The organism is Halorussus salinus, from assembly GCF_004765815.2.
GTDB classification, from domain to species: Archaea; Halobacteriota; Halobacteria; order Halobacteriales; family Haladaptataceae; genus Halorussus; species Halorussus salinus.
This window is the reverse complement of sequence record NZ_ML974128.1, coordinates 217,684-239,909: the sequence shown is the minus strand read 5'-3', so window position 1 is coordinate 239,909 and position 22,226 is coordinate 217,684. Positions and strand designations below refer to the sequence as shown.

Here is a 22,226-nt window from a genome sequence, read left to right as displayed (position 1 = left end):
TGAATCGACCGCTGGGAATTCTCTGTGTTTCTAATAAACGCCTATACAATTGATTTCGACAGTTATTTCTGTCCGATTGCGCGCAGGCGGCCGTCCGACGCGCCGACGAAGACGCGACCGCCGCCGATTGCGGGCGACGAATCGAGGTACGGGCCGCCGTCGCGCTCCCCGTCGAAGGCGATGCGCCACAAGCTCTCGCCGCCGGTCGAGACCGCCGAGAGTCCGTCGCCGTTGCCGACGTAGACCGCGCCGTCGGCGACCGCTGGCGACGAGCGCGTGTCGGTCCGGAGTTCGGCGGTCCACCGGCGTTCGCCGCTGGCCGCGTCGAGGGCGTAGAGTCGCCCGCGGTTGGTCCCCGAGCAGTTCGAGTCGCCGTCTTCGGTGCCGTCTCCGCCGTTGGTGCCGTTCTCGCCGTCGTCGGTACCGTTCCCGCCGTCGTCGGTCTCGGTACTCGGCTCCCCGCCGCCGAGGAGACACGCCCGCGTCGAGGAGGCCGCGACGTACACCGTCCCGTCCGCGATTGCGGGGGAGGTCCGGAGGCTGGTGTCCTCGATACCGGCGGTCCAGACCGTCTCGCCCGACGCCGCGTCGAGGGCGGACAACTTCGCGGGCGGACCCTCGTCGGCGGCCGACGGCCCGCCGTAGTACACCGTTCCGTCCGCGACCGCGGGCGACGACTGTGGGTGGGCCGCGACCTCGCGGGACCACGCGACCGACCCCGAGTCAGTGTCGAGCGCGTACACCGCCGACTCGCCGCCGAAGTAGACCCGACCGTCCGCGACCGCGATGGACGACTCGACGTTCTCCTTCTCGCCGAAGTCGTCGTAGCGCCACCGCTCGTCGCCGGTTTCGGCGTCGAGCGCGAGGACCGCACAGGACTCGAACTGCTCCTCGTCCTCCTCGCCGCTGACGACCATCGGCCCGTCGCCGACGGTCCCGACGTAGACGGTGCCGTCCGCGACGGCGGGCGAGGAGGACCCGAACCGGTGGCCCGCGTCGTTCGTCCAAAGCTGTTCGCCGGTCTCGGCGTCGAGTGCGTAGAATTTCTTCCCCCACGTCCCGACGTAGACGCGGCCGTCGCTGACCGCGGGCGCGCAACTCGCGTAGCCCGCCGGTTCGAAGCGCCAGACCGATTCGCCGGTCTCGGCGTCGATGGCGTGGACGTAGCCGGGGTCGCCGCTCCCCGGCGCGTAGACGGTGCCGTCCGCGACCACGGGCGAGGAGTTCATCGTCGGCGTCTCGGCGTCGAAGCGCCACGCCAGCGCGGCGTCCGCGCCGGGACCGCTGGCCGACCGCGCGTGCCCGGCGTTGCTCGCGTCGTGGCCGAACTGGGGCCACGCCGTCGAACCGGGCGGTTCCGCGGCGACCTCGTCGGCAGTCTCCTCGTCGGCCGTCGCTCCGTCGGCCGGTTGCCCGTCGTCGGTCGTCGGCGTCTCACTCGTAGTGGGTTTCGACCCCGTACCGGAGATACAGCCCGCGAGTCCGGCGGTCCCGACGAGGAGACCGCCACTCGCGAGGAGCCTTCGCCGCGTCGAATCGGGGGCGTCGGAGGGACTGGTCATCGCTTCGAGTCGTGTCAGCCGAGCCATTAATAATCGGCGGTGAGTGAAACGAGCGTCGTAGTTACCGGACCTCCTCGTCGCGGGTCGGGGACCGCGAGCGTCCGAACCGCGACCCGCCGAATCGTCGGCGGACCGACCCGCGGGAGGCAGTAGCTTCAATTACCACGCGACAGAGAACCTATCATGGACCACAGTGCAGAGCGCGTCACGCTCGCGCGACTCCCGTCCGGCGTCGAAATCGAGACCACGGTTCACACCTACGACGGCGACGACGAGGGACCGACCGTCTACGTGCAGGCCGCCCAGCACGGCCGAGAGATAAACGGGACCGAGACCCTGCGGCGGGTCCACGACCGCCTCCGCTCCGAGGAGGGGTTCGCGGGGCGACTCGTCGCGGTCCCGGTGGCCGACCCGCTCACGTTCGACCGGGTGTCCTACACCACGCCCGAGCAGTTGGACAGCGTGAACCCGAACATGAACCGGGTCTGGCCGGGCGACCCCGGCGGCACCGTCCACGAGCGCATGGCCGCGACGCTCTGGGAGTACGTCTCCGAGGCCGACGCCGTGGTGGACCTCCACACCGGGAGCGCCGACATGCTCACCCACGTCGTGTTCATGGAGGGCCACGACGAGTCGCGCGCGCTGGCCGAGGCGTTCGGCACCGACTTGCTCCTCTCCGAGGAGGCGGGCGAGGACGCCGACGCCGAGTGGGCCGACCGGGACTTCGACGGGAAACTCCGCGTCGCGGCGACCCGCGAGGGCATCCCGACTATCACGCCCGAACTCGCGCACAACAAGCAACTCGTGGAGGACGCGGTGGAGGCCGGGGTCGAGGGGACGCTGGCGGTCCTGCGCCACCTCGACCTCCTGCCCGGCGACCCGGACGCCCCCGGCGAGCGCCGACTCGCGCGCAACCACCTCGGCCGCGTCACGGCCGACGACGCGGGCCTGTTCCGACTCGACCCCGACCGCGCGGTCGGCCAGCGCGTCGAACCGGGCGAACGCATCGGGACGCTCTATGACCCGACGACCTACGAGGTGCTACAGGAAGCCGAGACCGACCGCGCCGGGATTCTGTACTCGCTGACCCGAGAGGCGACGGTTTCGGGCGGAGAGACGTTGCTGAGCGTGGCGCTCCCCCGAGACGAGTGACGAACGCGTAGAAGGGCCGCTCGACTGTGGTTCGGTCCTCACACTCGCGCCGTGACGAACAGCACGGGCGCGACGACGAGGAGCGCGATGCCGAGGAACTTGAACGGCAGCGGTGCCATGCTCGCCGGGGTCACGACGAACAGGAGTCCGAACGTGATGGCGTTCAGCGACAGCACCTTCCGCGAACCGAGCGGTATCGCCGCCAACACCGACAGGACGAACAGGAACAGCAGCACCTGCCCGATGTTGTACTGGAGCAGGAAGTCGTCGATGAGGGGCAGTGGCACGAACTCTATCATCCTTACCGAAAACTCGCCCCGAAATACCCTTTAAAGTTCCGCTATCCGCCGGTCGGCCGCGAGCAGTCGCCCCGCGGCGTCGGGGGGTAGCTACGTCGCACCTTGCAGGTCGAGGGGCCGAATCCAGACGTACCAGACGACGAGGATGGCGGTCAGGTAGCCGCTGACCCACACCGCGGTCCCGAGCCTCGCGTAGCCGATAGTGGTGAACGCGTACTTCAGGAACCCCGGCAGGATGACGCCAGCCGCGAGCGCCGCGCCGAACCGGAGCTTCTCACCGCCGCCCATCACCGACCACCGCCGTTCCGTCGGGTCATGGCCGGTGGTAGGAACTCCACGAAAGTCAACTCCTCGGTTCGGGTCCGCTTCCCGCCCGAGCCTGCCGACCTTTTTAACGTATTGATATCTAGTAACAATATTCTCGAATGGTATTGATTTATGTAGCGCGAAAATCGGTATTTCGGTATGCGGAGACGCACTTTCCTGACCTCGCTCGCGGCCGCGACGGGCGGTTCGGCCGCAGGTATCGAACTGACCGGGCGCGTCCGCGGAGCGTCCGGCGAGATTCCCGAACTCGAATGCTACTCCACGTCGAGTCTGGTGAGTTACGACTACACGCCGCTGACCGACGACTCCATCGTGCCGGTGTGGGCCGAGGAGACCGCGACGAACGGCGACGCCGATTCGAGCAACGACGCCGTGGTCTACGGCGACGACGCGAAGATTCCGCTGGTCGCGGCCGACTGGAACGTCGTCGGCTTCGGGTCGATGCTGGCGACCGACAGCGACACCAACTGGCAACGGGGCAACGAGGAGTTCCTGCTCAACGTCTGGGACGACGCGCTCGGCGGGTCGGGCACCGTCCTCTGGGACGAGGGCCACGGCCAGTACTACACTCGCTCGACGTTCTCGCAGTTCGCGTCCTACGCCGAGAGCGAGGGCTACACCGTGACCGCGACCTCGTCGCTCACCGCCGACCTCTCGGGGGCCGACGCCGCGGTCATCACGTCGCCGAGTACCGCGTTCACCCAGTCGGAGCTACAGGCTCTCGGCGACTTCGTGTCGAACGGCGGGTGGCTGTTCCTCCACGACCAGTCGGACTACGGCGGCTACGACGAGACCGCGAACCTCAACGACATCGCCGGGTTCCTCGAACTCGCGTTCCGGTTCAACGACGACCAAGTGACCGACCAAATCCGCAACGGCGGCGAACCGTACCAGCCGACCACCACCCGATTCAACGCCTCGTTCCCCTACTTCTCGGACCGCGAAGGACTCGGCCTCGACCCCACCAAGACCTACTCGGTGCCGGTGCAAGAGGTCATCGACGGCGACACGGTGAAGGTCACGCTCCCCGACGGTACGACCGAGAACGTCCGCATCCTCGGAACCGACACGCCCGAGAAGGCGGCCAACGACCAGTACGAGCGCATCCAAGAGTGGGAAGGCATCGAGTCGAACACCTACCTCGAAGAGCGGGCCGCCGAGGCGACCACCTTCGGACAGAACGAACTCGGCGGGAAGACGGTGGACCTCGTGTTCGACGAGAACGAACCGGTTCGGGACGCCTTCGGCCGCGTGCTGGGCTACCTCTACTACGACAAGTCCGGCGACGGCACCCGCGACGCCAACTACAACCACCAACTCGTCAAGCAGGGCCACGCCCGCGTCTACGACTCGTCGTTCGCCAAGCACCGCGAGTTCCGCGCCTCCGAGGAGACCGCCCGAGCCAACGGCACGCAGGTCTGGGCGCGGAGCGACCCCGACGCGTCCCCGGAGATTCGTGACAGTCCCGTCACGCAACTGTTCTTCCCGAAGACCGCGAGCGTCCGGACGACCGGCGGCGCGGTCCCCGACTCGCGGGTCCCGGTCTACGCCGAGACCAGCGCGACCCAGCGCCTCGACGGCGGCTACAGCTACAGCGGCGACATCCCGCTCGTGGCCGTGGACGAGGCGGCCAGCGTCGCCGTGGTCGGCGGCCCCTTCGTGGACGAGAGCTACGAGAAAGGCGAGGGCTACAGCACCGACACTTCGACCTACGGCAACTACCCCTTCCTGACGAACCTCGTGGACCTCCTCGGGGACTCGTCGGGCGACATTCTCATCGACGGCGGCCACGGCCAGTTCGACGCTGGCTACGGTCTCTCCGCCGAAGACGCCGCCTACTACATGCGCTACCTCGAAGGCCAAGACATCGGCTTCGAGGGCGTCAACGAGTTCACGAGCGCGACCCTCGACGGCGCGCGAGCGGTCGTCGTCACGACGCCGCCCGAGTCGTTCACCGCGAGCGAAATCGACGCGCTGAACAACTTCGTCGCGGACGGCGGCGCGGTCGTGCTGATGGGGAGCGGCCAGACCAGTTCGGCGGCCCGCGCGAACGTCAACGACCTCGCCAGCGGTCTCGGCACCGACCTCCGGGTCAACGCCGACCAAGTGGTAGACAGCACCAACAGCGTCGCCGCCAGCGCGGCGGTCCCCGAGACGACCGTCTTCGATACCTCCTTCCCGCTGTTCGACGCCTACACGCCCGACGACGGCGGGTCGTCCGGACCCCCGGTCTCCATCCCGACTATCAGCCCGGACGGTTCGACGCTGAACGACGAGTACGTGGACGTGAGAAACGACGGGTCGAGGAGCCTCGACCTGACCGGGTGGACCCTCGAAGACGAGGCGGGCAACGACTACGCGTTCCCCGACGGCTTCTCGCTCGACGCGGGCGAGACGGTCCGGGTCCACTCCGGGAGCGGCACCGACTCCGCCACGGACCTCTACTGGGGCGGGTCGTACGTCTGGAACAACGACAGCGACACGGCCTACGTCTACGACGACGACGGCGCGCTCGTCGTGAAGAAGTCCTACCCGACGAACGACGACGGTTCCGGTTCGCAGGGGACGATTCGAGTCGCGACGGTCAGCGCAGACGGTTCGACGCTCAACGACGAGTACGTGGACTTCGAGAACACCGGTTCGGGCGCGCAGGACCTGACCGGCTGGACCGTCGAGGACGCCGCGGGCAACAGCTATCAGTTCCCCGACGGCTTCTCGCTCGGCGCGGGCGAGACGGTGCGTCTCCACTCGGGCGACGGGACCGACTCCGCCACGGACCTCTACTGGGGTGGCTACTACATCTGGAACAACGGCGGCGACACGGTTCTCCTCTACGACGACGGCGGGAGCCTACACACCGAGTACAGCTACTGAGACTCGGACTCGACCGTTCTTTTCGACTCGGACGAGACGACCGTCGGAGCGGGTTTCGAGAGCCACCGCGCGCTCCGCGGTCGTAGAAAAGCCGAAAGGGGAAAGGAGAAATGCGGGAAATCGGGGGACGTAGTGGCAACGACTGTTGGCTGACTGGTTCGTGGCGTGCGTGGCGAGTTGATGACAGGTGCCGTTCACAGCGGCGTTAGCGCGATGCGACGGACGGGACAGCACGCCACGTTTCTATCGGAACACGGAAACATCAAAAGCCTCGCTAATTGCTCGATATATTACTCAATAGTGGTACGTCTTTCGACGGGCGCGGCCGCGTTGGTCGGTCGCCGGATTCCGAGTCGTCGGGTCGCACCGAGTCACGCGATGCGCGCCGCGGAGATTTGGGAACTGAACTGGGTGAACTGGTCGATGGTCGCTCCTTGGAGTCGGACCTCGGCGGACGCGTCGGTCACCGCGCCAGAGATTTGGGTGCCGACGCCCATCCCCAACATCGTGGTGAGGACGCCGAGGTTCGGTCGCCCCGGAATCAAGGCTCGCTCGACGTTGATGATGTTCCAGACCAACCCCTCCGCGTTGTGCGGGTCGGTGAGCGTTCCGGCGAACCCCCCGTTGCCCTGCAACTGGAGGTCCCAGTACTGGAAGAGGTTCGACCCGACCAACGCCGCCGAGTGGACCTCGTAGTGGCCGGGTTGCCCGGTCTCGTTTCTGTCCGCCGGGCCGACGAACAGACTGAAGGGGTTCGTCTCCGCCAACCCGCCCTGCTTCGGCGGGCCGAACACCAAGATGACGTTCCGCTGGTACGTGTTCTGCGTGACCGAGATGCCGTCGCCCGCGAGGATTACCGTGTTCGCGGTCCCGCCGTAGACGAGTTCGGTCTGCTGGGCCGCGCTCGGGGTCGCCCCGAGCGTCAACCCGGAGACCGCTCCGACCGCCGTTCCGACCGCTTTCACGTAGTTTCGCCGGGTGAGTCCGTTCTCCGCCTCGTCGGTGGTATCGTCGTGCATTGGTCCCCGTCCCGAGTATCGGCTACTCCCTCTCCCGGACGACGTGTGATATAATCAAGGTGTTTGACTCGCATCTGGTAAATCTCTGCTCGCGCCACACTACTGCCCGCTACGCACCACCGCCCGCTACGCACCACCGCCCGTTACGAACCACCGCCCGTTACGCATCACCGCCCGTTACGAACCACCGCCCGTTACGCATCACCGCCCGTTACGCACTCCCACCCGCTACGTGCCGGTCAGAATCAGCGAGCAGTTGACGAGCGCGCCCGCCGCCCGGAGAGTTCCGAACTGTTCGTTGACGGCACCGTCGGGCGCGGCGGTGGCCAGTTCCCCCGCACGGAACGCGGCGATGACCTGCTGGTGGCTGACCAGTCTGCGCCGCTCTCCGGCGTCGATGGCTTCCTGCGTCCACGCGACCGGATGCACGTCCCAGAGCGGACTGTAGAACAGCGCGCCGCAGTCGTCGCGGAAACTCGGGTCGCCGCAGGTCTGCTCCTCGGCGACGACGTTGAGCGGACTCCCCTCGCCAGCGACCGCCGAGCGCAGGCCCTGTCGCTCGGGATTGTCGGCACCCATCGGTCCGTTGACCACGGGCACGATGGGTTCGCGCGCGGAGGTGGCGGCGGTCCGGTCGCCCGCGGACGGCGCGGCGTTGAGCGACGGCGCGTACGTCGCGCCTTCGAGCGCGGCCAGTTCCGGCGAGGAGGCCTCGGTACTCACGTACAGCACGCGCTGGCCCTCGTAGAACCCCGCGGTCAAGCCGAGCGTGACCTCCAGCGCGTCGCGGTCGATGTCCACCACGGCGTCGTGGTCGCCAGACTCGTTGGCGACGTGGGGCGCGTTGTAGACGACGCCCCGCCGGGTCACGAACAGCGGCGTGTACCGGTCGCTCCTCGCGCCGGGGTTGGTGCCGCCGCCGAGCGGGAACCCCCGCGGGCCGGGCACTACGCTCCGTTCGAGCGCGAAGTTCGGCGTCGCGGTGAACGCCACGCCCGCCGCCGCGTCGGTGCGGTTGCCCGCCCGCGGTTGGCGGCCAGCGCCGTCCTGCACGGCGTTCGTGTCGAGGGCGTTGGTCAACTTCGGCGACCAGTTCAGGCCCCGCCGCCGGGCCTGTCGAAAGTCGCTGGTTTCGAGGAGAACGTAGTACACCGCGCCGCCGGGTGCCTGCCCGCGGTAGAGCGGGAGCGTGACGGTGCCCGCTTGCACGTCCACGTCGATGGCGCTCGGGAGTCGCGGCGGAATCGTCGGCCCGTCCTGCTGGCGGCCGGTCGGTGCGGTCGCGTCGATTGGGTCGGTCGCGTCGGCGCGTGCGCCCGCGACGCCGACCGCGCCCAGCGCGCTCGCTCCGACGCCCGCGAGGAGCGCCCGCCGCGTCACCTCGTCGGGGCGTCGGCCCGTCGTCTCCTCTCGGCCTCGCTTCGGCACTGTCTCTCGGCCTCGCTTCGGCACCTCCTCGGAACGGTCGCCGTCGCTCGCGGAGTCGTCTGCGGTCATGGTCGGTAGCGAGTGGGTGCCAATCGGGATAAGACGACCCGACTGTTCACCCAGCGCGGGAGTCGAACGGCCCCGTTGGGCAGTCCGACACGGGCGTTACTCGGGCGAAATCGCGAGTTGGACCGGTGGGAGAACGACCGCCGACCGAAGAGCAACCCCGGCGAGGACTACACCGCGTCGGTCGGGTGGCAGAAGGTCTGGAACTCGACGGTCCGGCCGTCGGGGTCCTCGGCGAAGAACTGGTAGATGTCGTACCGCTCGTTCTCGTGGGGCTCCTCGCGGGCGCGGTCGGCCAGTCGCTCGTGCATCCCGTCTACGCCCTCGCGGTCGTCGGCGACGAAGGTGAGGATGCCCTCGGTGTCGGCCTCCTCGCGCTCGCAGAAGCCCAGCAGTTGGTTGTCGTACTTCAGAATCGTGCAGTCGGGCTGTTCGAGCCACACGTCCGCGCCGACGGTCTCGGTGTAGAACTCGACGATGCGCTCCAAGTCGGTCGTGGCGAAGAACGTTATCGCGCTCACACGTATCGTCTCGGAGTCGGCCGATAAAATGGTTTGAGGTAGTGAGTCACGAATGTAGACCACTCCTCCGCAGTAATCAGAGGAGTGAACTCGGAGCGAGCGGTTATCGACAACAATCGTACAGCAACTGCACAGCCCCGCACCGCCCCGCCCCGCACGCGCCAGAGTGGAGAGTCCCACTGGGCGCATCCTCCCATCGAGCGCATTCGGTCGAAAGCTCTGCCGACCGACGAAACGTGCTAACAATTAACATTGTCGCGCCCTTACGACCGTCCATGCCGACGATTCGATTTCGGGGAGAGGAGGTCGAGTGTCAAGAGGGCGCGATTCTGCGCGACGCCCTCCTCGACGCGGGGCTGTCGCCGCACAACGGCGCGGCGCAGTACCTCAACTGCCGGGGGCACGCCACCTGCGGAACCTGCGCGGTCGAGGTCCGGGGCGACGCGAGCGAGATGGCCGACGACGAGCGCAGGCGACTCTCGATGCGGCCACACGACCTCGACTCCGGACTTCGGCTGTCGTGTCAGACCCGCGTCGAGGGCGACGTGGAGGTGGTGAAACACCCCGGTTTTTGGGGCCAGAAGGTCGAAGACGGCGAGGAACGCCGCGAGGAGGTCGCGCCCGACGCCGACGAGTAGCGCGGTCGAGCAGTCGTCGGAGTCGGTCAGCGGTCGTCGTCCGACTCGTCGCCGACCTCGCGCTTGCCGACCGACTCGCCGCGCGCGTCGGTCTTCTCGATGCGCCAGTAGACGTACTGGGTGACGAACGCCGGGAAGTTGTCGTGGCCGCAAGCCCGGCACTCGAAGCCGACCGCCTCGTCCACGTCGGCCGGGAAGACGTACCCGCAGTCGTTCTGGCAGTTCCTGTCGCCGAACGCGACGGCGAACACCTCCCGCATCTCGTCGCGGTGGGTTTCGAGGTGCGCCTCGGCGTCGGCTTTCAGGTCGTCCACGTCGTCGGTCACGACGCACTCGTCGCAGTACGCGCAGTCGAACCGGTACCCGGTCACGACTCGTCACCCGGTTCGACGGCGACCGATCCATCGCTCTCGACGCGGACCCGCCACGACCCGTACGTGAACTCGACTCGACCGTCGCAGGGCTGGAGTCCGCGGTCGGGCGCGAAGAGGGCGTCTAACGCCTCCACGTCGATTACCTCGTAGAGCGGCGGGTGCAGTTCCGTGGCGTCCGCGCCGTTTCGGTCGGCGATTTCTGCAATTATTTTTTCGCTCGTCGGCCGTGACTCGTCGCACATCTGGCCGATTCATCTGGACACAGACGCAAAAATTTGGCGGAATCGGCGTTTTCGTGTCCTCGAAAGCGGAATTTTATTGCTATTTCGTTACGGTTCTACCCTTCGATTCACACCGAGAGACGCCCGCGTCGGCAGAATTATCGAGAGGAGCCAACTGACGAGACGCGTCTACTCGTCGCCGACGGAGGTCCCGAAGTGGTTGAACGGTTGGTGGAGTTGGGACTTCAGCACGTCCGACCGAACTATCTCCAGTCCCATCTCGCGCAGGGAGTCGGCGATCTCGGTCAGGTGGTCCGTATCGGTGCCAACCGCCTCGACGTGGAGGTTCTCGGTCCCGGCTAGCAGTTCCCGGACCGCGACGACGCCCTCCTGTTCGAGTACGTCCTGTCCGAAGTTCTCGGGCTGATCGGGGGCCGTACAGGTGAACAGCACGCGAAGCTGAAACCCGGCCCGCTCGTAGTCTATCTGGGGGACGTACTTCTCGATGACGCCCTCGTCTTCCAACCGAGCGAGGCGATTCCGGACCGTACTGGCCGTGATGTCTAGCTCCTCGGCCATCTCTGTGCTGGTGCTGTTGCGAGCGTCCTGCTGGAGATAGTAGAGAATACCGTGGTCCACCTCGTCCAGTTCGTAGGTGTCCATACGAGAGGCTACTACACTTCCCCGTTAAGACGGTTCTGTCTCGTCGCTGACGCCGCGTTCTCCTCCTGCTCACTCCCCGAACTCTCCCCGGCCCGCCCGACGCCGACCGACGCCCGAACTTAAGCCGCTCCCGTCCGAAGCGCCGACCATGACCGTCTGGGTTCTCGGCGACCAGTTGCACCCCGACGCGGGACCGCTCGCCGACTGCTCGCCCGACGACGAACGCGTTCTCCTCGTGGAGTCGCGCAGGTTCGCCCGCCGGATGCCCTACCACCCCCAGAAGCTCACGCTCGTCTTCGCCGCAATGGGCCACTTCCGCGACGAGTTGCGCGACGCTGGCTACGAAGTCGAGTACAGGCGGGCCGAGACCTTCGCCGACGCCCTCGACGCCCACTTCGCCGACCATCCCGACGACCTCCTCCGGGCGATGGAACCGGCGAGCTACGGTGCGGCCGACCGCCTCCGTGAACTCGTCGCCGACGCCGCGGGCGAGGAGGGCCGCCTGACCCTCCTCGAAAACGACCTGTTCCTCTGTTCGCCCGACGAGTTCGACCAGCGATTTCCCGACGCGATTCCCCGCCAAGAGACGTTCTATCGCTGGATGCGCGAGCGGACGGGATACCTGATGGAGGGCGGCGAGTCGACCGGGAAAGACGGCGACTCGACCGAAGGAGACGCCGACTCGGCCGAGGAGCCTCGACCCGCGGGCGGCGAGTGGAACTACGACGAGGACAACCGCCAGTTCCCCGACCCCGAGTACGAGTTTCCCGACCCGCCAGCGTTCGACGCGACCGAGACGACCGAAGCCGTCGCCGACTGGGTGCGCGACGAGTTCGAGACGTGGGGCGACGACGCGATTCTCGACGTTGGGGACGCGGACCCGACCGACGCCGCGAGGACCGACCTCACCGACTTCGCCGACGGGGAGAGAGAGGAGGACGCAGAACGCGAGACCCGATTTCGCTGGCCCGTCACCCGCGAGCAGGCCCTGACCGCGCTTGACCGCTTCGTCGCCGAGCGGTTGCCCGAGTTCGGCCCGTATCAGGACGCCATGCTCGCGCGGTCGTGGTCGGGCAACCACGCCCTGCTGTCGCCCGCGCTCAACCTCGGCTTGCTCCGGCCCGAGGAGGTCATCGAGCGCGCTATTGCGGCCTACGAGGCCGACGAGGCACCAATCGAGAGCGTCGAGGGGTTCGTCCGGCAGGTACTGGGGTGGCGCGAGTTCGTCCGCCACGCCTACCGCCGCCGGATGCCCGCGATGGGAGAGGCGAACCACCTCGACGCGACCCGCGACCTGCCGCCGCTGTACTACGACGGCGAGACCGACATGCACTGCCTCGAAACCGTCGTCGGGCGCGTTTGGGACCGAGGGTACAGCCACCACATCGAGCGCCTGATGATTCTGTCGAACTTCGCGCTCACCTACGGCGCGGACCCCCACGAACTCAACCGCTGGTTCCACTTCGGCTACGTGGACGCCTACCACTGGGTCACGACGCCAAACGTCGTCGGCATGGGCACCTTTGCCACCGACGCGCTCTCCACGAAACCGTACGCCGCAAGCGCGAACTACGTCGAGAAGATGAGCGACTTCTGCGAGACCTGCCGGTACGACCCCGACGAGACCACCGGAAAAGATGCCTGCCCGTTCAACGCCCTCTACTGGGACTTCCTCGCGGAGAACGACGAGACACTTCGGGACAACCACCGGATGGGACTCACCTACCACAACCTCGACCGGAAGGACGACGACGAACTCGACGCCGTCCGCGAGCGCGCCGCCGAGGTCCGGGAACTGGCGGCCGACGGCGACCTCTGAGGCTCGTCCTCCTTCGCCCAGTCGCGCTCCGTCTCAGTCCTCGGGACCCTCGTAGATTTCCGGGTCCACCATCGGTTCGGGGTAGTCCGCACCGAGTTCGACGCCGTACTCGGCCTCCTCGGCGGCGGTCATGGTCCACGGCTGATGAACTTTCTCGACCGGCACGTCCGCCAACTCGGGGCACCACGTCCGGACGTACTCGGCGTCGGGGTCGTAGCGGTGGGCCTGCCACAGCACGTCGAACGACCGGTCTCTGGCGTCGTTGCCGACGCCCGCGACGTAGGCCCAGTTGCCGTAGTTGCTCGCGGGGTCGTAGTCCACCAGCAGGGTCTCGAACCGGGCGGCCCCGCGCCGCCAGTCGATTCGCAGGTCGTTGGCCAGAAACGACGCGGCGTTCTGGCGCGCCCGGTTGGACTGGTAGCCCGTCGCGGCCAGTTCGCGCATCGCGGCGTCCACGAACGGGATTCCGGTCTGTCCCGCGGCCCACCGCTCGAACGCGCCGGAGTCCACGGACCACTCAACCTCGCGCTCCCGAATCCCCTCCGGGCGAAACAACTGCGCGCCGTGCTTGGTGACCTGAAACTGGAAGAAGTCCCGCCAGCGCAACTCGAAGACGAGCCAGTACGTCGAGTCGTTTTCGACGCGCTCGGCCTCGTAGCGTTCCACCTCGGCGTGGACGCGCCGAGGAGACAGACAGCCCAGATTCAGCCACGCGGAGAACTTCGAAGAGTAGTCCGGCCCGAGGAGGCCGTTTCTGGTCTCGCGGTACTCCCGAAGGCGGTCGCGCTCCCAGACGTACGCGTCCAGTCGGGCGAGTCCGGCCGACTCCCCGCCCCGGAAGTCGAGCGCCGCGCGGTCGTCCTCGGCGGTCGGAGCTTCGACGGCCGAGACGCCGAGCGTGTCTGCATCGGGAACTTCTTTCGCCCCCCAATCGGACGAGTCCGACGACCCCGACGAGACGGACGAATCGGGCGTCGGTGCGGGCGGTAACTCGGGCGTCGAAATCGGCTCGCGCACGCGACTCGTCGCTTCGAGGCGGTCCTTGAACGGCGTGAAGGTGTCGGCAATCTCGGCGACCGGCGTCGGCAGGTCGTCGCGGTGGTGGAGCGTGTGGGTCCAGCGCGTCCGGAGTTCGACGCCCCGGTCGGCCAGCGCGGACTCGACGCTCGCCTCAACCGCTCGCTCCTCGGGGACCGGAAGCGTCTGGCAGTAGACCGCCGACGCGCCCGCGGCGTCCGCGATGTCGGGGAGGAGTTCTTCGGGACGGCCGTGGCGCACCACCAACGCCGAATCTCGCTCGCGCAGGCTCTCGCGGAGGTCGGCGACGCTCTCGCGCAGGAACCGAGCGCGGTGGGGGCCGGTCTTCTCGTACTCGAAGGAGTCGGGACCGCCGTAGGGCCGCGGGCCGAACTCGCGCGGGTCGAAGCAGTAGACCGGCAGGAGGTGGTCAGCAGTAGCGGCCGCGGCCAGCGTCGGGTTGTCGTGCAGTCTGAGGTCGCGCCGGAACCAGACGAGCGCAGTGGACTGCTCACCACTCATCACCGGTCCTCCCACGAGTCCAGCAGGGCGGGCAGGTCGGCCACCGAGTCCAGAACCGTGTCGGGGGCGGCCGACGACGAGTCCGCGTCCGCGCGGGTCGTGATACCCGACAGCACCAGCGCGGTTCGCAGACCCGCGTTCTCGCCGAGCGCGATGTCCGTGTCGAGTCGGTCCCCGACGACGAGGACCTCCTCGTTCCGCCCCGCGACGCGGGCCTCGACCGCCTCGGCCGCAGTTTTGCCGGGCTTGCCGAGCATCGCGTCGGGGTCGCGGTCGGCGGCCTCCGCGAGCGCGGCGACGATGGGACCCGACCCCGGCACCGGCCGGTCGGCCGCGGGGATGGTCCGGTCGGGGTCCGAGGCGACGAAGGCCGCGCCCTCCAGCGCCCAGAGCGCGTTCCGGAGGCGGTCGTAGGTGAACTCGCGGTCGATGGAGGCGACGACGACCTCGGCGCTGTCGGGGTCGGTCACCAGCGAGACGCCGCGGGCCGCCAGCATCTCGCGCAGGCCCGCCTCGCCGAGGAGATACGTCGCCGCGTCGGGGTACTCCTCGGCCACGTAGTCGGCGGTCAGCGACCCCGAGGTCACCACGTCGTCGGGACCCACCGTGAACCCGAGGTCCGCGAGGCGGGCGGCGTAGGCGGCGGGGGTCTGCGTCGGGTTGTTCGACAGCATGAGGAGGTCCAGACCCCGCTCGCGCAGTCGGTCCACCGTCTCGATGGCCCCCGGAATCGGTTCGTCACCCCGGACGAGCGTGCCGTCCACGTCGAGGACGACGCCGCGGACCGTCATCGGTCGCTCGCCTCCGCGGGGTGGGTCCGGTCCGGGTCACTCGTCACGCCGCGCCCGTCCTCCAGCACCCACCGAACCAGCGTGGCCTCCACCCTGTCGCGGTCGGTGAACTGTCCCGCTCCGGCGAAGACCTCCTCGCTCCGGTCGAGCATCCGCCGTTCGACGCCCGACTGGTCGGGTTCGTCGCGCACGTCGTTGAGTAGCGCCTCGAAGTCCTCCCGCAAGTCGAAGGAGGCCCGCGCGACGTTGCACTTGCCGAGCGGGTTCTGCCCGAGGTCCAACACGAGGTCCCGGACCAACTCCCAGTCGCTCGCGCAGAAGTGGATGGAGACCTCGCCCACCACGTCCTGCCACGCGATGGGGCCGCTGTGTTTCATCGCGGGAATGGCACGCGGCGGCAGGTCGATGCGCATCGCCGTCTCGGGGTCGTCGCAGAGACAGCAGGGCTTCTCGGTCTTCCCGGTGTACATTGTCGGACGCTTAGGACTCGGCGTCCTTGGGTCTATCTGCGAGGAGAACGCCGGACGCGTCGGCCGACCTCACGCCACGGACAGTTGACGGACCTCCGCGAGCGCGTCGAGGAGGGCTTCGAGGTCGGGGTCCTGATACGCGTCGTCGGTCGCCCACGCGTAGCGGACGGTCCGGGTCTCGTCCACGAGAAAGAAGGCTCGCTTGCCGATGCCCGCCTGCCCCTCCCACGAGTCGTAGCGGATGTCGTACGATTCGGTTACGTCGCCGCCGGTGTCCGCCAACAGGGGAAACGTGATGTCGTGTTGTTCGACGAACTCGCTATGAGCGTAGAGACTGTCCTGCGAGACGCCGAACACTTGCAGGTTCTCCTCGAAGTCGAACCACTCCATATCACAAATCGCGCACAGTTCCTTCGTACAGACGGGACTGAAGTCGCAGGGGTAGAACGCGAGCAAGACCTTCCCGTCGTCCACGCAGTCGGAGAGCCGATACCGGTTCCGTTCGCCGCCGACGACGCCCGGCAACTCGAAGTCCGGGGCGCGGGTTCCTGTCGAAAGCATTGCTTGAACTAGTAGGAGAACATAACAAAAAAGATAACGACTGTTCCGACCGTTCTCGCGGCGGTTTCGTCTCTCCCGCGCGACTTACCGACCACAAGGCACTTCACACCGTCCTGTGAGCGACACGATATGAACCGCGAGAAACTACTGGCGGGCGGTATCGTCGCCGTCGTCGCGGCGTCGCTCGTCGCCGCCGCCGTGGTCCCCGGCGCGATAGCCGACTCCGACCCCGACCCGGTCCGGCCCGGTCACCTCTCGATTCAGGAGGTCGCCATCGCTCCGGGCACGGTGTCGGGCGGCACCGCGACGTTGCAAGTCGATACGCGCCTCGAACACCGGGGCGGGAAGTCCGAGAACGTCACCGTCCGGGTCAGGGCGGTCCACCTCGACTCGGGGCTGGTCGAGACGACGAGCGAGACCGCCGTCGAACCCATCACTGGCGACCGGGAGGTCTCGGTCGTCCGGAACCTCTCGGTCGAGCGGTCCGGCGGCTACCGCGTCGAGACCGTGGTCTACCGCGACGGCGCGCGCATCGCCGAGGGGAGCAAGGAAGTCCGTGGCGTTGGCACGCTGACGCCCGAATACGCCCGGACCAGCGTCCGGTTCCACTGGCAGGGCGGCGACGGACTCCCGCCGATAGAGTACACCGTCCAGAACGCGGCCAACGACAGCGCCACGCTCGACGTTTCGACGTTCCTGACCAACGAGGGCGACGACTCGTCCGAGGAGTTACGCGTCGTCTTCACCGCGCGGCAGGCCGACTCGAACATCGTCGCCGACCGGACGGCCGTCGAGGTCGGCACCATCCGGCCCGGCCGGACCGCGACCCCGAACGTCGAATTGACCGTGCCCGACGGCTACAACTACTACCTCGACGCGGTGCTGTGGAAGGACGGCGTCATCGTCGGCACGACCCGGAGCGTGGCGAACCTGAACCCGACCGAGACCGTCCGCGCGAACGAGACGGTCCGCGAGGTCGGCATCGAGGTCGGCGACTTCGAGGGCGACGGGAGCGGGCCTGCGAGCGGCGGAGATTACGAGACGACCATCGAGCGGGGTGCAGACGGCGGCGCGGGCGGCATCCCCGGCTTCGGCGTCGGCGTCGCCGTCGTCGCGCTGGTCGGCGCGCTCCTGCTCGCGCGGAGGCAATCGTGACTGACGCGACCGCGACCGACGCGACCGCGACCGATGGAACTGCGACCGACGCGACCGAGATAGACGACACCATGACGGAGACCAACATCGACACCGAGACGAGCGAGGCATCGACCGACGACTTCCGGATTCGGACGAACCTCTACCGGGCCGCGCTGGGCCTGTTCGTCCTACTGGCGGTCGTCGCGGTGGTGCAACTGTACGCCAGCGTGAACGCGAGCATCGCCACCTTCGTCGCCGAGGAGTACCGGCCGCTGTTCCGCGCGGCGTTCAATCTGGTCGTGCTGTTGGTCTCGGGCATCGGCATCTCGCTGACGGTGCGGGAACTGAGCGGGGAGTAGCCTCAGTCGCTCGCGGTCGCGCTCGGCGTCTCCCACAGGTCCGCGAACGGACTGTCCAGTTCCCGCGAGTCGGCCGCGACCGGACCGGGGTCGTAGGTGACGCTCCGCAACTTGAACGCGCCGTCCTCGAAGACGGCGTAGCGCGCCTCGTCGGCTGGCCAACCGGGGCGCTGGAGGCCGACGCTTCCCGGATTGACGAACGTTGTCCCGGCGACTGTGGCGACGAACGGGAAGTGCGAGTGACCGTGCAGGAGTAGCGTCTCGTCGTAGCGGGCCGCGACCGCCTCGAAGGTTTCCGGGGCCTCCTCGGGCGTCACGCGAGTCCGCCACGTCTCCATTTGCTTCTTCGTCTCGGTCGCCGTCCCTGTCCCGGTCGCCGTCCCTGTCCCGGTCGCCGCGTCCCTCTCCGTCTCGTCCGGCGCGGGGAAGTCGCCGTGATGCAGGCGCGCGGTTCGCCCGCCGAGCGAGAGGGTCGTCGTGCGGTCGAACGACCGCAGAAAGTCGCGATTCTCGGCCGAGAGGCGGGCGCGCGTCCACGCCTGCCAGTCGGCGAAGGGGTCGCCGTCCGTGGTGTCGGACCTGTTCACGGCGGTCCCGTCGGGCGTCGCGTCGAGGACGGTCCGGTCGTGGTTGCCGCGGACGCCCGCGAGGAGGGCCTCCTCGCGGAGGCGGTCGCAGACCGCGTTCGGGTGGGGACCGTTGTCCACGGCGTCGCCGAGGAACAGTACCGCGTCGCGGTCGGGTTCCGCGGCCAGAACCGCGTCGAGGGCGACGGCGTTGGCGTGTACGTCCGAAACGACGAGTGTCCGGGGCACGGGCGGGAGTTGGTGAGTGTCGTTATAGGTCTGTTCGTTCGATGCGGGTCGCTCGGGTCGGCGCGGTCGGGGTCGTTCCGGCGGCGCTCAGTCGAGGTAGCTCCGGACGAACATTCGGTGTTCGGCGGCGCGCTCGTCGCGGACCGCCGGGTCGGCGTCGGCGTACCAGTCGGGGTGGCAGGCCATCGCGTGCAGGCGATTGCAGAGGTGGGCGACGCGCTTTCGCTCGCGGAACTCCTCGCCCTCGGCCGAGCGCCCGGCGCGGTACGCCCCCCGGAACGCCTCGCGGAGTCGCCGCCGGAGAACCGGGTCGCGGGTCCGCCAGTCGATGGCGTGGTCCTCGACGGTGGCGAGGTTGTAGGCGGGGTCGCCCGCGAGGAGGTCCGCCCAGTCGAGGACGCCGGTCGTCTCGCCGGTCTCGGGGTCGGCCAGCAGGTTCCCCAGTCGGTAGTCCCAGTGGACGAGCGATGCGGTCTCGGGACCGGAGAGCGCGGGAACCGCCTCTTCGACGTACTCGCGGAGCGCAGGTACGAGGTCGTCGAACCGGCCGCCGGACAGACCGTCGAGGGTCTCCTCGGCGTCCGCGAGCAACCAGTCGGCCCACCGCGTTCGCGGGCCGTGCCGGTCGCCGACGACCGCGAGGTTGCCGTCCTCCGCGCCGACCTCGCGCTCGCTGTCTGCCCCGCCGACCTCGCGCTCGCTATCGGTCCCGTTCGTGCTGGCCGGTTCGACGCCGACGCGACCGAAGCGGTCGAACGACCGGAGGTCGTGGAGTTGCGCGAGGTAGCGCCCGGCGTCGGCCAGCAGGGTTTCGAGGGCGTCGGCCGACAGGTCGAAGAACCGACCGCCGACCTCCTCGCCGGGGAGTCGCTCCGCGAGGAAGAACGGTGCCGGGAGGTCGGGGTGGTCGTCCACGAAGCCGACGACCTCGGGGACCGGAACGTCGGTCTCGCGGGCCAGCAGGCCGAGGAGTCGCGGCTCCGAGCGCGCGACCCGAGCGGGGACGCCCGCGCCGGAGAACGACTTCAGGACGACCTCTCGGCGGCCCTCGGGCGTGGCGACCGCGAGGAGGGCCACGTCGTCGGTCCCGCCGTCCTGCGGTCGGATGCGTTCGACCGACCACGAGGGCGCGACGGCGGCGACCATCCGGACCACGTCGGCCCGTTCTGGCGTCTCGGTCATCGCCGCGGTTAGCACCGCGAGGCGTGTCAGCCTTCCGGCCGTGAGCGGGAGAGGGTCGCGTCGGTTCGGCGTCCGGGGCTACCGCGACCCGTCGCGCTGTCCCGACGCGGCCTCGACCTCGCGCATGAAGACCTCTTGGGCGTTGCGGGTCTCGTCGCCGTCCGCCGGTCGAAGCTGTTCGTAGCTCCCGTCCGGGTGCATGACCCACCGCTTGCGGTTGTCCGAGAAGTACGTCTCCAGTATCCAGTCGAGTTCCCGCTGGAGGCGCGGGTCCTCGATGGGCGCGATGGCCTCGACGCGGTTGTCCAGATTCCGAGTCATCCAGTCGGCCGACCCGACGTAGTACCCGAGGTCGTCGTTCTCGAAGTGGTAGATGCGGGAGTGTTCGAGGAACCGACCGACGATGCTGTAGACGTTCACGTTGTCGCTGACACCCTCCAATCCGGGGCGGAGCCGACAGATGTCCCGGACCAACAGGTCGATGTCCACGCCCGCCATCGACGCCTCGTAGAGTTCCGCGACGATTTCGGGGTCCTCTAGTCGGTTCATCTTGGCGACGATGCGGGCCTCCTCGCCCCGGCGGGCGCACTCTGCCTCGTTGCGAATCAGGTCCACGAACCGGTCGCGCATGTTGCCCGGCGCGACCAGTAGCTCGCGGTACTCCTCGTGGAGCGAGTGGCCCGTGAAGTAGTTGAACAGTTTCACGAGGTCCTGCCCGATATCGCGGTCCGCGGTCAACAGGCCGAGGTCGTCGTACCGCTTGGCGGTCTCGGAGTGGTAGTTCCCCGTGCCGACGTGCGAGTAGAGGCTGACCTCGTCGCCCTCGTCGCGGACGACCAGCGAGGTCTTGGTGTGGGTCTTGTAGCCGATGGTGCCGTAGGCGACGTGGATGCCCTCGGCTTCCAGTTTCTTGGCCCACTCCAAGTTGTTCTGCTCGTCGAAGCGGGCCTTCAGTTCGACCATCACGGCGACCTGCTTGCCGTTCCGGGCGGCCTCGATGAGCGTCTCGACCACCTTCGAGTCGCTGGCGGTCCGGTAGATGGCGGCCTTGATGGCCAGCACGTCCGGGTCGCGGGCCGCGGTTTCGAGGAACTGCTGGACCGTCCCGGTAAACGAGTGGTAGGGGTGGTGGACCAGCACGTCGTCGTCGCGAATCTCGGCGAAGATGTCGCGGTCGTCGGCCCGCGCGTCGGCGAGTCGCGGGTGGTGCTTGGGCGACCAGTTGTCGAGTTTCAGGTCCGGGCGGTCCACGTCGAGCAGTCCGTCGAAGTCCCGAAACGCCAGCGGACCGCGGCGCTCGAATATCTCGTGGTCGTCCACGTCGAGTTTGTCGGCCAAAATCTCGCGGACGAGCGGATGGGCGTCGTCCTCGATTTCGAGGCGGACGACCGTGGCGAACCGGCGCTCCTCCAAGACCTCCTCTATCATCTCGATGAGGTCCTCGGCGACCTCCTCGTCGCGACCGACCTCGGCGTTCCGGGTGACGCGGAACGTCGAGTAGTCCACGATTTCGACGTTCGGAAACAGGAGGTCGAGGTTGTCGGCGATAACGTCCTCCAACAGGACGAACAGGGCGTCTCGGTCGCTCGCGGACGCGCTCGCCGCGCTTTCGCCGACGCTCTCCTCGCCGCCGTCGCCGACGCGGAGGAGTCGCGGCCGGTTCTGCGGGACTTTCACCCGCGAGAACGTGAGGTCGTCGTCGGGGTCCTCGCGGGTCAACACGCCCAGCGAGAGGCTGAGATTCGAGATGTGCGGGAAGGGGTGTGCCGGGTCGAAAGTCAGGGGCGTCAGCGTCGGCAGGACCGAACTCTCGAAGTACACCCGGAGGTCGCCGCGCTCGTCGGCCGAGAGGTCGTCGTAGTCGAGAATCCGGATTCCCGCGTCGGCGAGCGCGGGCCGAAGTTCGTCGTGGTAGCAGTCGGTCTGGCGCTCGAACATCGGCCGGGCGACCTCGTGTATCTCCTCCCACTGCTCGCGGGGCGTGCGACCGTCGGGCGTGCGCTCGGTGACTCCGGCGGCGATCTGCTGTTTCAGACCGCCCACGCGCTTGCGGAAGAACTCGTCCATGTTCGTCGTGAAGATGGCGAGGAACTTCACCCGCTCCAGCAGGGGATTGCGCTCGTCGGTCGCCTCGTGGAGGACGCGCTTCTGGAACTCCAACTCGCTAAGTTCGCGGTTCAGATAGTACTCGGAGTTCGACGGGTCGAACTCCGCGGCGTCGGCCGGTTCGGTAGCGGCGGGCGAGTCGGTGGCGGTGGGCGAGTCGGTGGTGGTAGACGAGTCGGTGGTGGTAGACGAGTCGGTAGCGGTGGACGAATCGACGGCATCGGTCGCCTCGACGGAATCGACCGTCTCCGCGTCGGTGACTTCGGTCTCGTCGTCGTCCGAACGCGGGCGCTCGCTCGACAT

General features: G+C 68.1%; 22 protein-coding genes. 6 read left to right on the top strand and 16 right to left on the bottom strand.

Annotated features, from left to right (window positions below; genetic code table 11):
• Positions 1 to 62 precede the first annotated feature (62 nt).
• The gene (locus tag EPL00_RS09280; RefSeq protein ID WP_135852974.1) at positions 63 to 1,589 is read right to left on the bottom strand and encodes an outer membrane protein assembly factor BamB family protein; all 1,527 of its coding nucleotides are present in this window, start codon (positions 1,587 to 1,589) and stop codon (positions 63 to 65) included.
• Between the two features lie 156 nt (positions 1,590 to 1,745).
• Between EPL00_RS09280 and EPL00_RS09275 the strand changes: the two genes are divergently transcribed.
• Positions 1,746 to 2,714: a succinylglutamate desuccinylase/aspartoacylase family protein gene (locus EPL00_RS09275; RefSeq protein ID WP_135852975.1), complete on the top strand. Its 969-nt coding sequence runs from the start codon at positions 1,746 to 1,748 to the stop codon at positions 2,712 to 2,714.
• Between the two features lie 38 nt (positions 2,715 to 2,752).
• Here the strand turns inward: EPL00_RS09275 and EPL00_RS09270 are convergent, their stop codons facing one another.
• Together EPL00_RS09270 and EPL00_RS09265 are read right to left on the bottom strand one after the other, a co-directional pair.
• Complete coding sequence (locus EPL00_RS09270) at positions 2,753 to 3,013, bottom strand: hypothetical protein (RefSeq protein ID WP_135852976.1); 261 nt, start codon at positions 3,011 to 3,013, stop codon at positions 2,753 to 2,755.
• Between the two features lie 90 nt (positions 3,014 to 3,103).
• Positions 3,104 to 3,301 carry a hypothetical protein gene (locus EPL00_RS09265; RefSeq protein WP_135852977.1) on the bottom strand — a complete coding sequence of 66 codons (198 nt, stop codon included), beginning with the start codon at positions 3,299 to 3,301 and terminating at the stop codon, positions 3,104 to 3,106.
• Between the two features lie 177 nt (positions 3,302 to 3,478).
• Between EPL00_RS09265 and EPL00_RS09260 the strand changes: the two genes are divergently transcribed.
• A complete protein-coding gene (locus EPL00_RS09260; RefSeq protein ID WP_162224188.1) occupies positions 3,479 to 6,214 on the top strand; it encodes a lamin tail domain-containing protein in 2,736 nt (911 codons plus the stop codon).
• 371 nt (positions 6,215 to 6,585) lie between these two features.
• Here the strand turns inward: EPL00_RS09260 and EPL00_RS09255 are convergent, their stop codons facing one another.
• The 3 genes from EPL00_RS09255 to EPL00_RS09245 form a co-directional block, all read right to left on the bottom strand.
• Complete coding sequence (locus EPL00_RS09255) at positions 6,586 to 7,233, bottom strand: hypothetical protein (protein ID WP_135852978.1); 648 nt, start codon at positions 7,231 to 7,233, stop codon at positions 6,586 to 6,588.
• A gap of 228 nt (positions 7,234 to 7,461) precedes the next feature.
• Positions 7,462 to 8,730, bottom strand: a complete 1,269-nt coding sequence (locus tag EPL00_RS09250) for a hypothetical protein (RefSeq protein ID WP_135852979.1) — start codon at positions 8,728 to 8,730, stop codon at positions 7,462 to 7,464.
• Positions 8,731 to 8,897: 167 nt separating this feature from the next.
• The gene (locus EPL00_RS09245) at positions 8,898 to 9,248 is read right to left on the bottom strand and encodes a VOC family protein (RefSeq protein ID WP_238398165.1); all 351 of its coding nucleotides are present in this window, start codon (positions 9,246 to 9,248) and stop codon (positions 8,898 to 8,900) included.
• 275 nt (positions 9,249 to 9,523) lie between these two features.
• On the opposite strand from EPL00_RS09245, the gene EPL00_RS09240 reads away from it, so the two are divergent.
• A complete protein-coding gene (locus EPL00_RS09240) occupies positions 9,524 to 9,886 on the top strand; it encodes a 2Fe-2S iron-sulfur cluster-binding protein (RefSeq protein WP_135852981.1) in 363 nt (120 codons plus the stop codon).
• A gap of 26 nt (positions 9,887 to 9,912) precedes the next feature.
• On the opposite strand, the gene EPL00_RS09235 is transcribed toward EPL00_RS09240, so the two are convergent.
• The 3 genes from EPL00_RS09235 to EPL00_RS09225 form a co-directional block, all read right to left on the bottom strand.
• On the bottom strand, positions 9,913 to 10,257 hold the full coding sequence (locus EPL00_RS09235; protein WP_135852982.1) for a hypothetical protein: 345 nt from the start codon (positions 10,255 to 10,257) through the stop codon (positions 9,913 to 9,915).
• On the bottom strand, positions 10,254 to 10,502 hold the full coding sequence (locus tag EPL00_RS09230) for a HalOD1 output domain-containing protein (RefSeq protein WP_135852983.1): 249 nt from the start codon (positions 10,500 to 10,502) through the stop codon (positions 10,254 to 10,256). The genes EPL00_RS09235 and EPL00_RS09230 overlap by 4 nt, the downstream gene beginning before the upstream one ends.
• A 168-nt stretch (positions 10,503 to 10,670) precedes the next feature.
• Positions 10,671 to 11,144, bottom strand: a complete 474-nt coding sequence (locus tag EPL00_RS09225; RefSeq protein WP_135852984.1) for an Lrp/AsnC family transcriptional regulator — start codon at positions 11,142 to 11,144, stop codon at positions 10,671 to 10,673.
• 148 nt (positions 11,145 to 11,292) lie between these two features.
• Here EPL00_RS09225 and EPL00_RS09220 point away from each other — a divergent pair, with 148 nt between their 5' ends.
• Positions 11,293 to 12,963: a cryptochrome/photolyase family protein gene (locus EPL00_RS09220; protein ID WP_135852985.1), complete on the top strand. Its 1,671-nt coding sequence runs from the start codon at positions 11,293 to 11,295 to the stop codon at positions 12,961 to 12,963.
• Positions 12,964 to 12,996: 33 nt separating this feature from the next.
• On the opposite strand, the gene EPL00_RS09215 is transcribed toward EPL00_RS09220, so the two are convergent.
• The 4 genes from EPL00_RS09215 to EPL00_RS09200 all read right to left on the bottom strand — a co-directional run bounded on the left by EPL00_RS09215 (position 12,997) and on the right by EPL00_RS09200 (position 16,324).
• Positions 12,997 to 14,502 (bottom strand): DASH family cryptochrome, encoded by a 1,506-nt coding sequence (locus tag EPL00_RS09215; protein WP_135852986.1) that lies wholly within the window; start codon positions 14,500 to 14,502, stop codon positions 12,997 to 12,999.
• Positions 14,502 to 15,293, bottom strand: coding sequence for an HAD-IIA family hydrolase (locus tag EPL00_RS09210; RefSeq protein ID WP_135852987.1), 792 nt, complete (start codon positions 15,291 to 15,293; stop codon positions 14,502 to 14,504). The genes EPL00_RS09215 and EPL00_RS09210 overlap by 1 nt, the downstream gene beginning before the upstream one ends.
• Positions 15,290 to 15,763 (bottom strand): hypothetical protein, encoded by a 474-nt coding sequence (locus EPL00_RS09205; protein ID WP_135852988.1) that lies wholly within the window; start codon positions 15,761 to 15,763, stop codon positions 15,290 to 15,292. Before EPL00_RS09205 ends, EPL00_RS09210 begins: the two co-directional genes overlap by 4 nt.
• Before the next feature lie 69 nt (positions 15,764 to 15,832).
• Positions 15,833 to 16,324 carry a redoxin domain-containing protein gene (locus tag EPL00_RS09200; protein ID WP_135852989.1) on the bottom strand — a complete coding sequence of 164 codons (492 nt, stop codon included), beginning with the start codon at positions 16,322 to 16,324 and terminating at the stop codon, positions 15,833 to 15,835.
• A gap of 129 nt (positions 16,325 to 16,453) precedes the next feature.
• Between EPL00_RS09200 and EPL00_RS09195 the strand changes: the two genes are divergently transcribed.
• A complete protein-coding gene (locus EPL00_RS09195) occupies positions 16,454 to 17,479 on the top strand; it encodes a DUF7490 domain-containing protein (protein WP_135852990.1) in 1,026 nt (341 codons plus the stop codon).
• Positions 17,476 to 17,820, top strand: coding sequence for a hypothetical protein (locus EPL00_RS09190; protein WP_135852991.1), 345 nt, complete (start codon positions 17,476 to 17,478; stop codon positions 17,818 to 17,820). Before EPL00_RS09195 ends, EPL00_RS09190 begins: the two co-directional genes overlap by 4 nt.
• 2 nt (positions 17,821 to 17,822) lie before the next feature.
• Here EPL00_RS09190 and EPL00_RS09185 read toward each other — a convergent pair whose 3' ends face one another.
• The 3 genes from EPL00_RS09185 to ppk1 all read right to left on the bottom strand — a co-directional run bounded on the left by EPL00_RS09185 (position 17,823) and on the right by ppk1 (position 22,226).
• Positions 17,823 to 18,635, bottom strand: a complete 813-nt coding sequence (locus EPL00_RS09185; RefSeq protein WP_135852992.1) for a metallophosphoesterase family protein — start codon at positions 18,633 to 18,635, stop codon at positions 17,823 to 17,825.
• An 87-nt stretch (positions 18,636 to 18,722) separates the two neighbouring features.
• A complete protein-coding gene (locus EPL00_RS09180; protein WP_135852993.1) occupies positions 18,723 to 19,817 on the bottom strand; it encodes a phosphotransferase family protein in 1,095 nt (364 codons plus the stop codon).
• Between the two features lie 78 nt (positions 19,818 to 19,895).
• Positions 19,896 to 22,226 carry a polyphosphate kinase 1 gene (gene ppk1, locus EPL00_RS09175; RefSeq protein ID WP_135852994.1) on the bottom strand — a complete coding sequence of 777 codons (2,331 nt, stop codon included), beginning with the start codon at positions 22,224 to 22,226 and terminating at the stop codon, positions 19,896 to 19,898.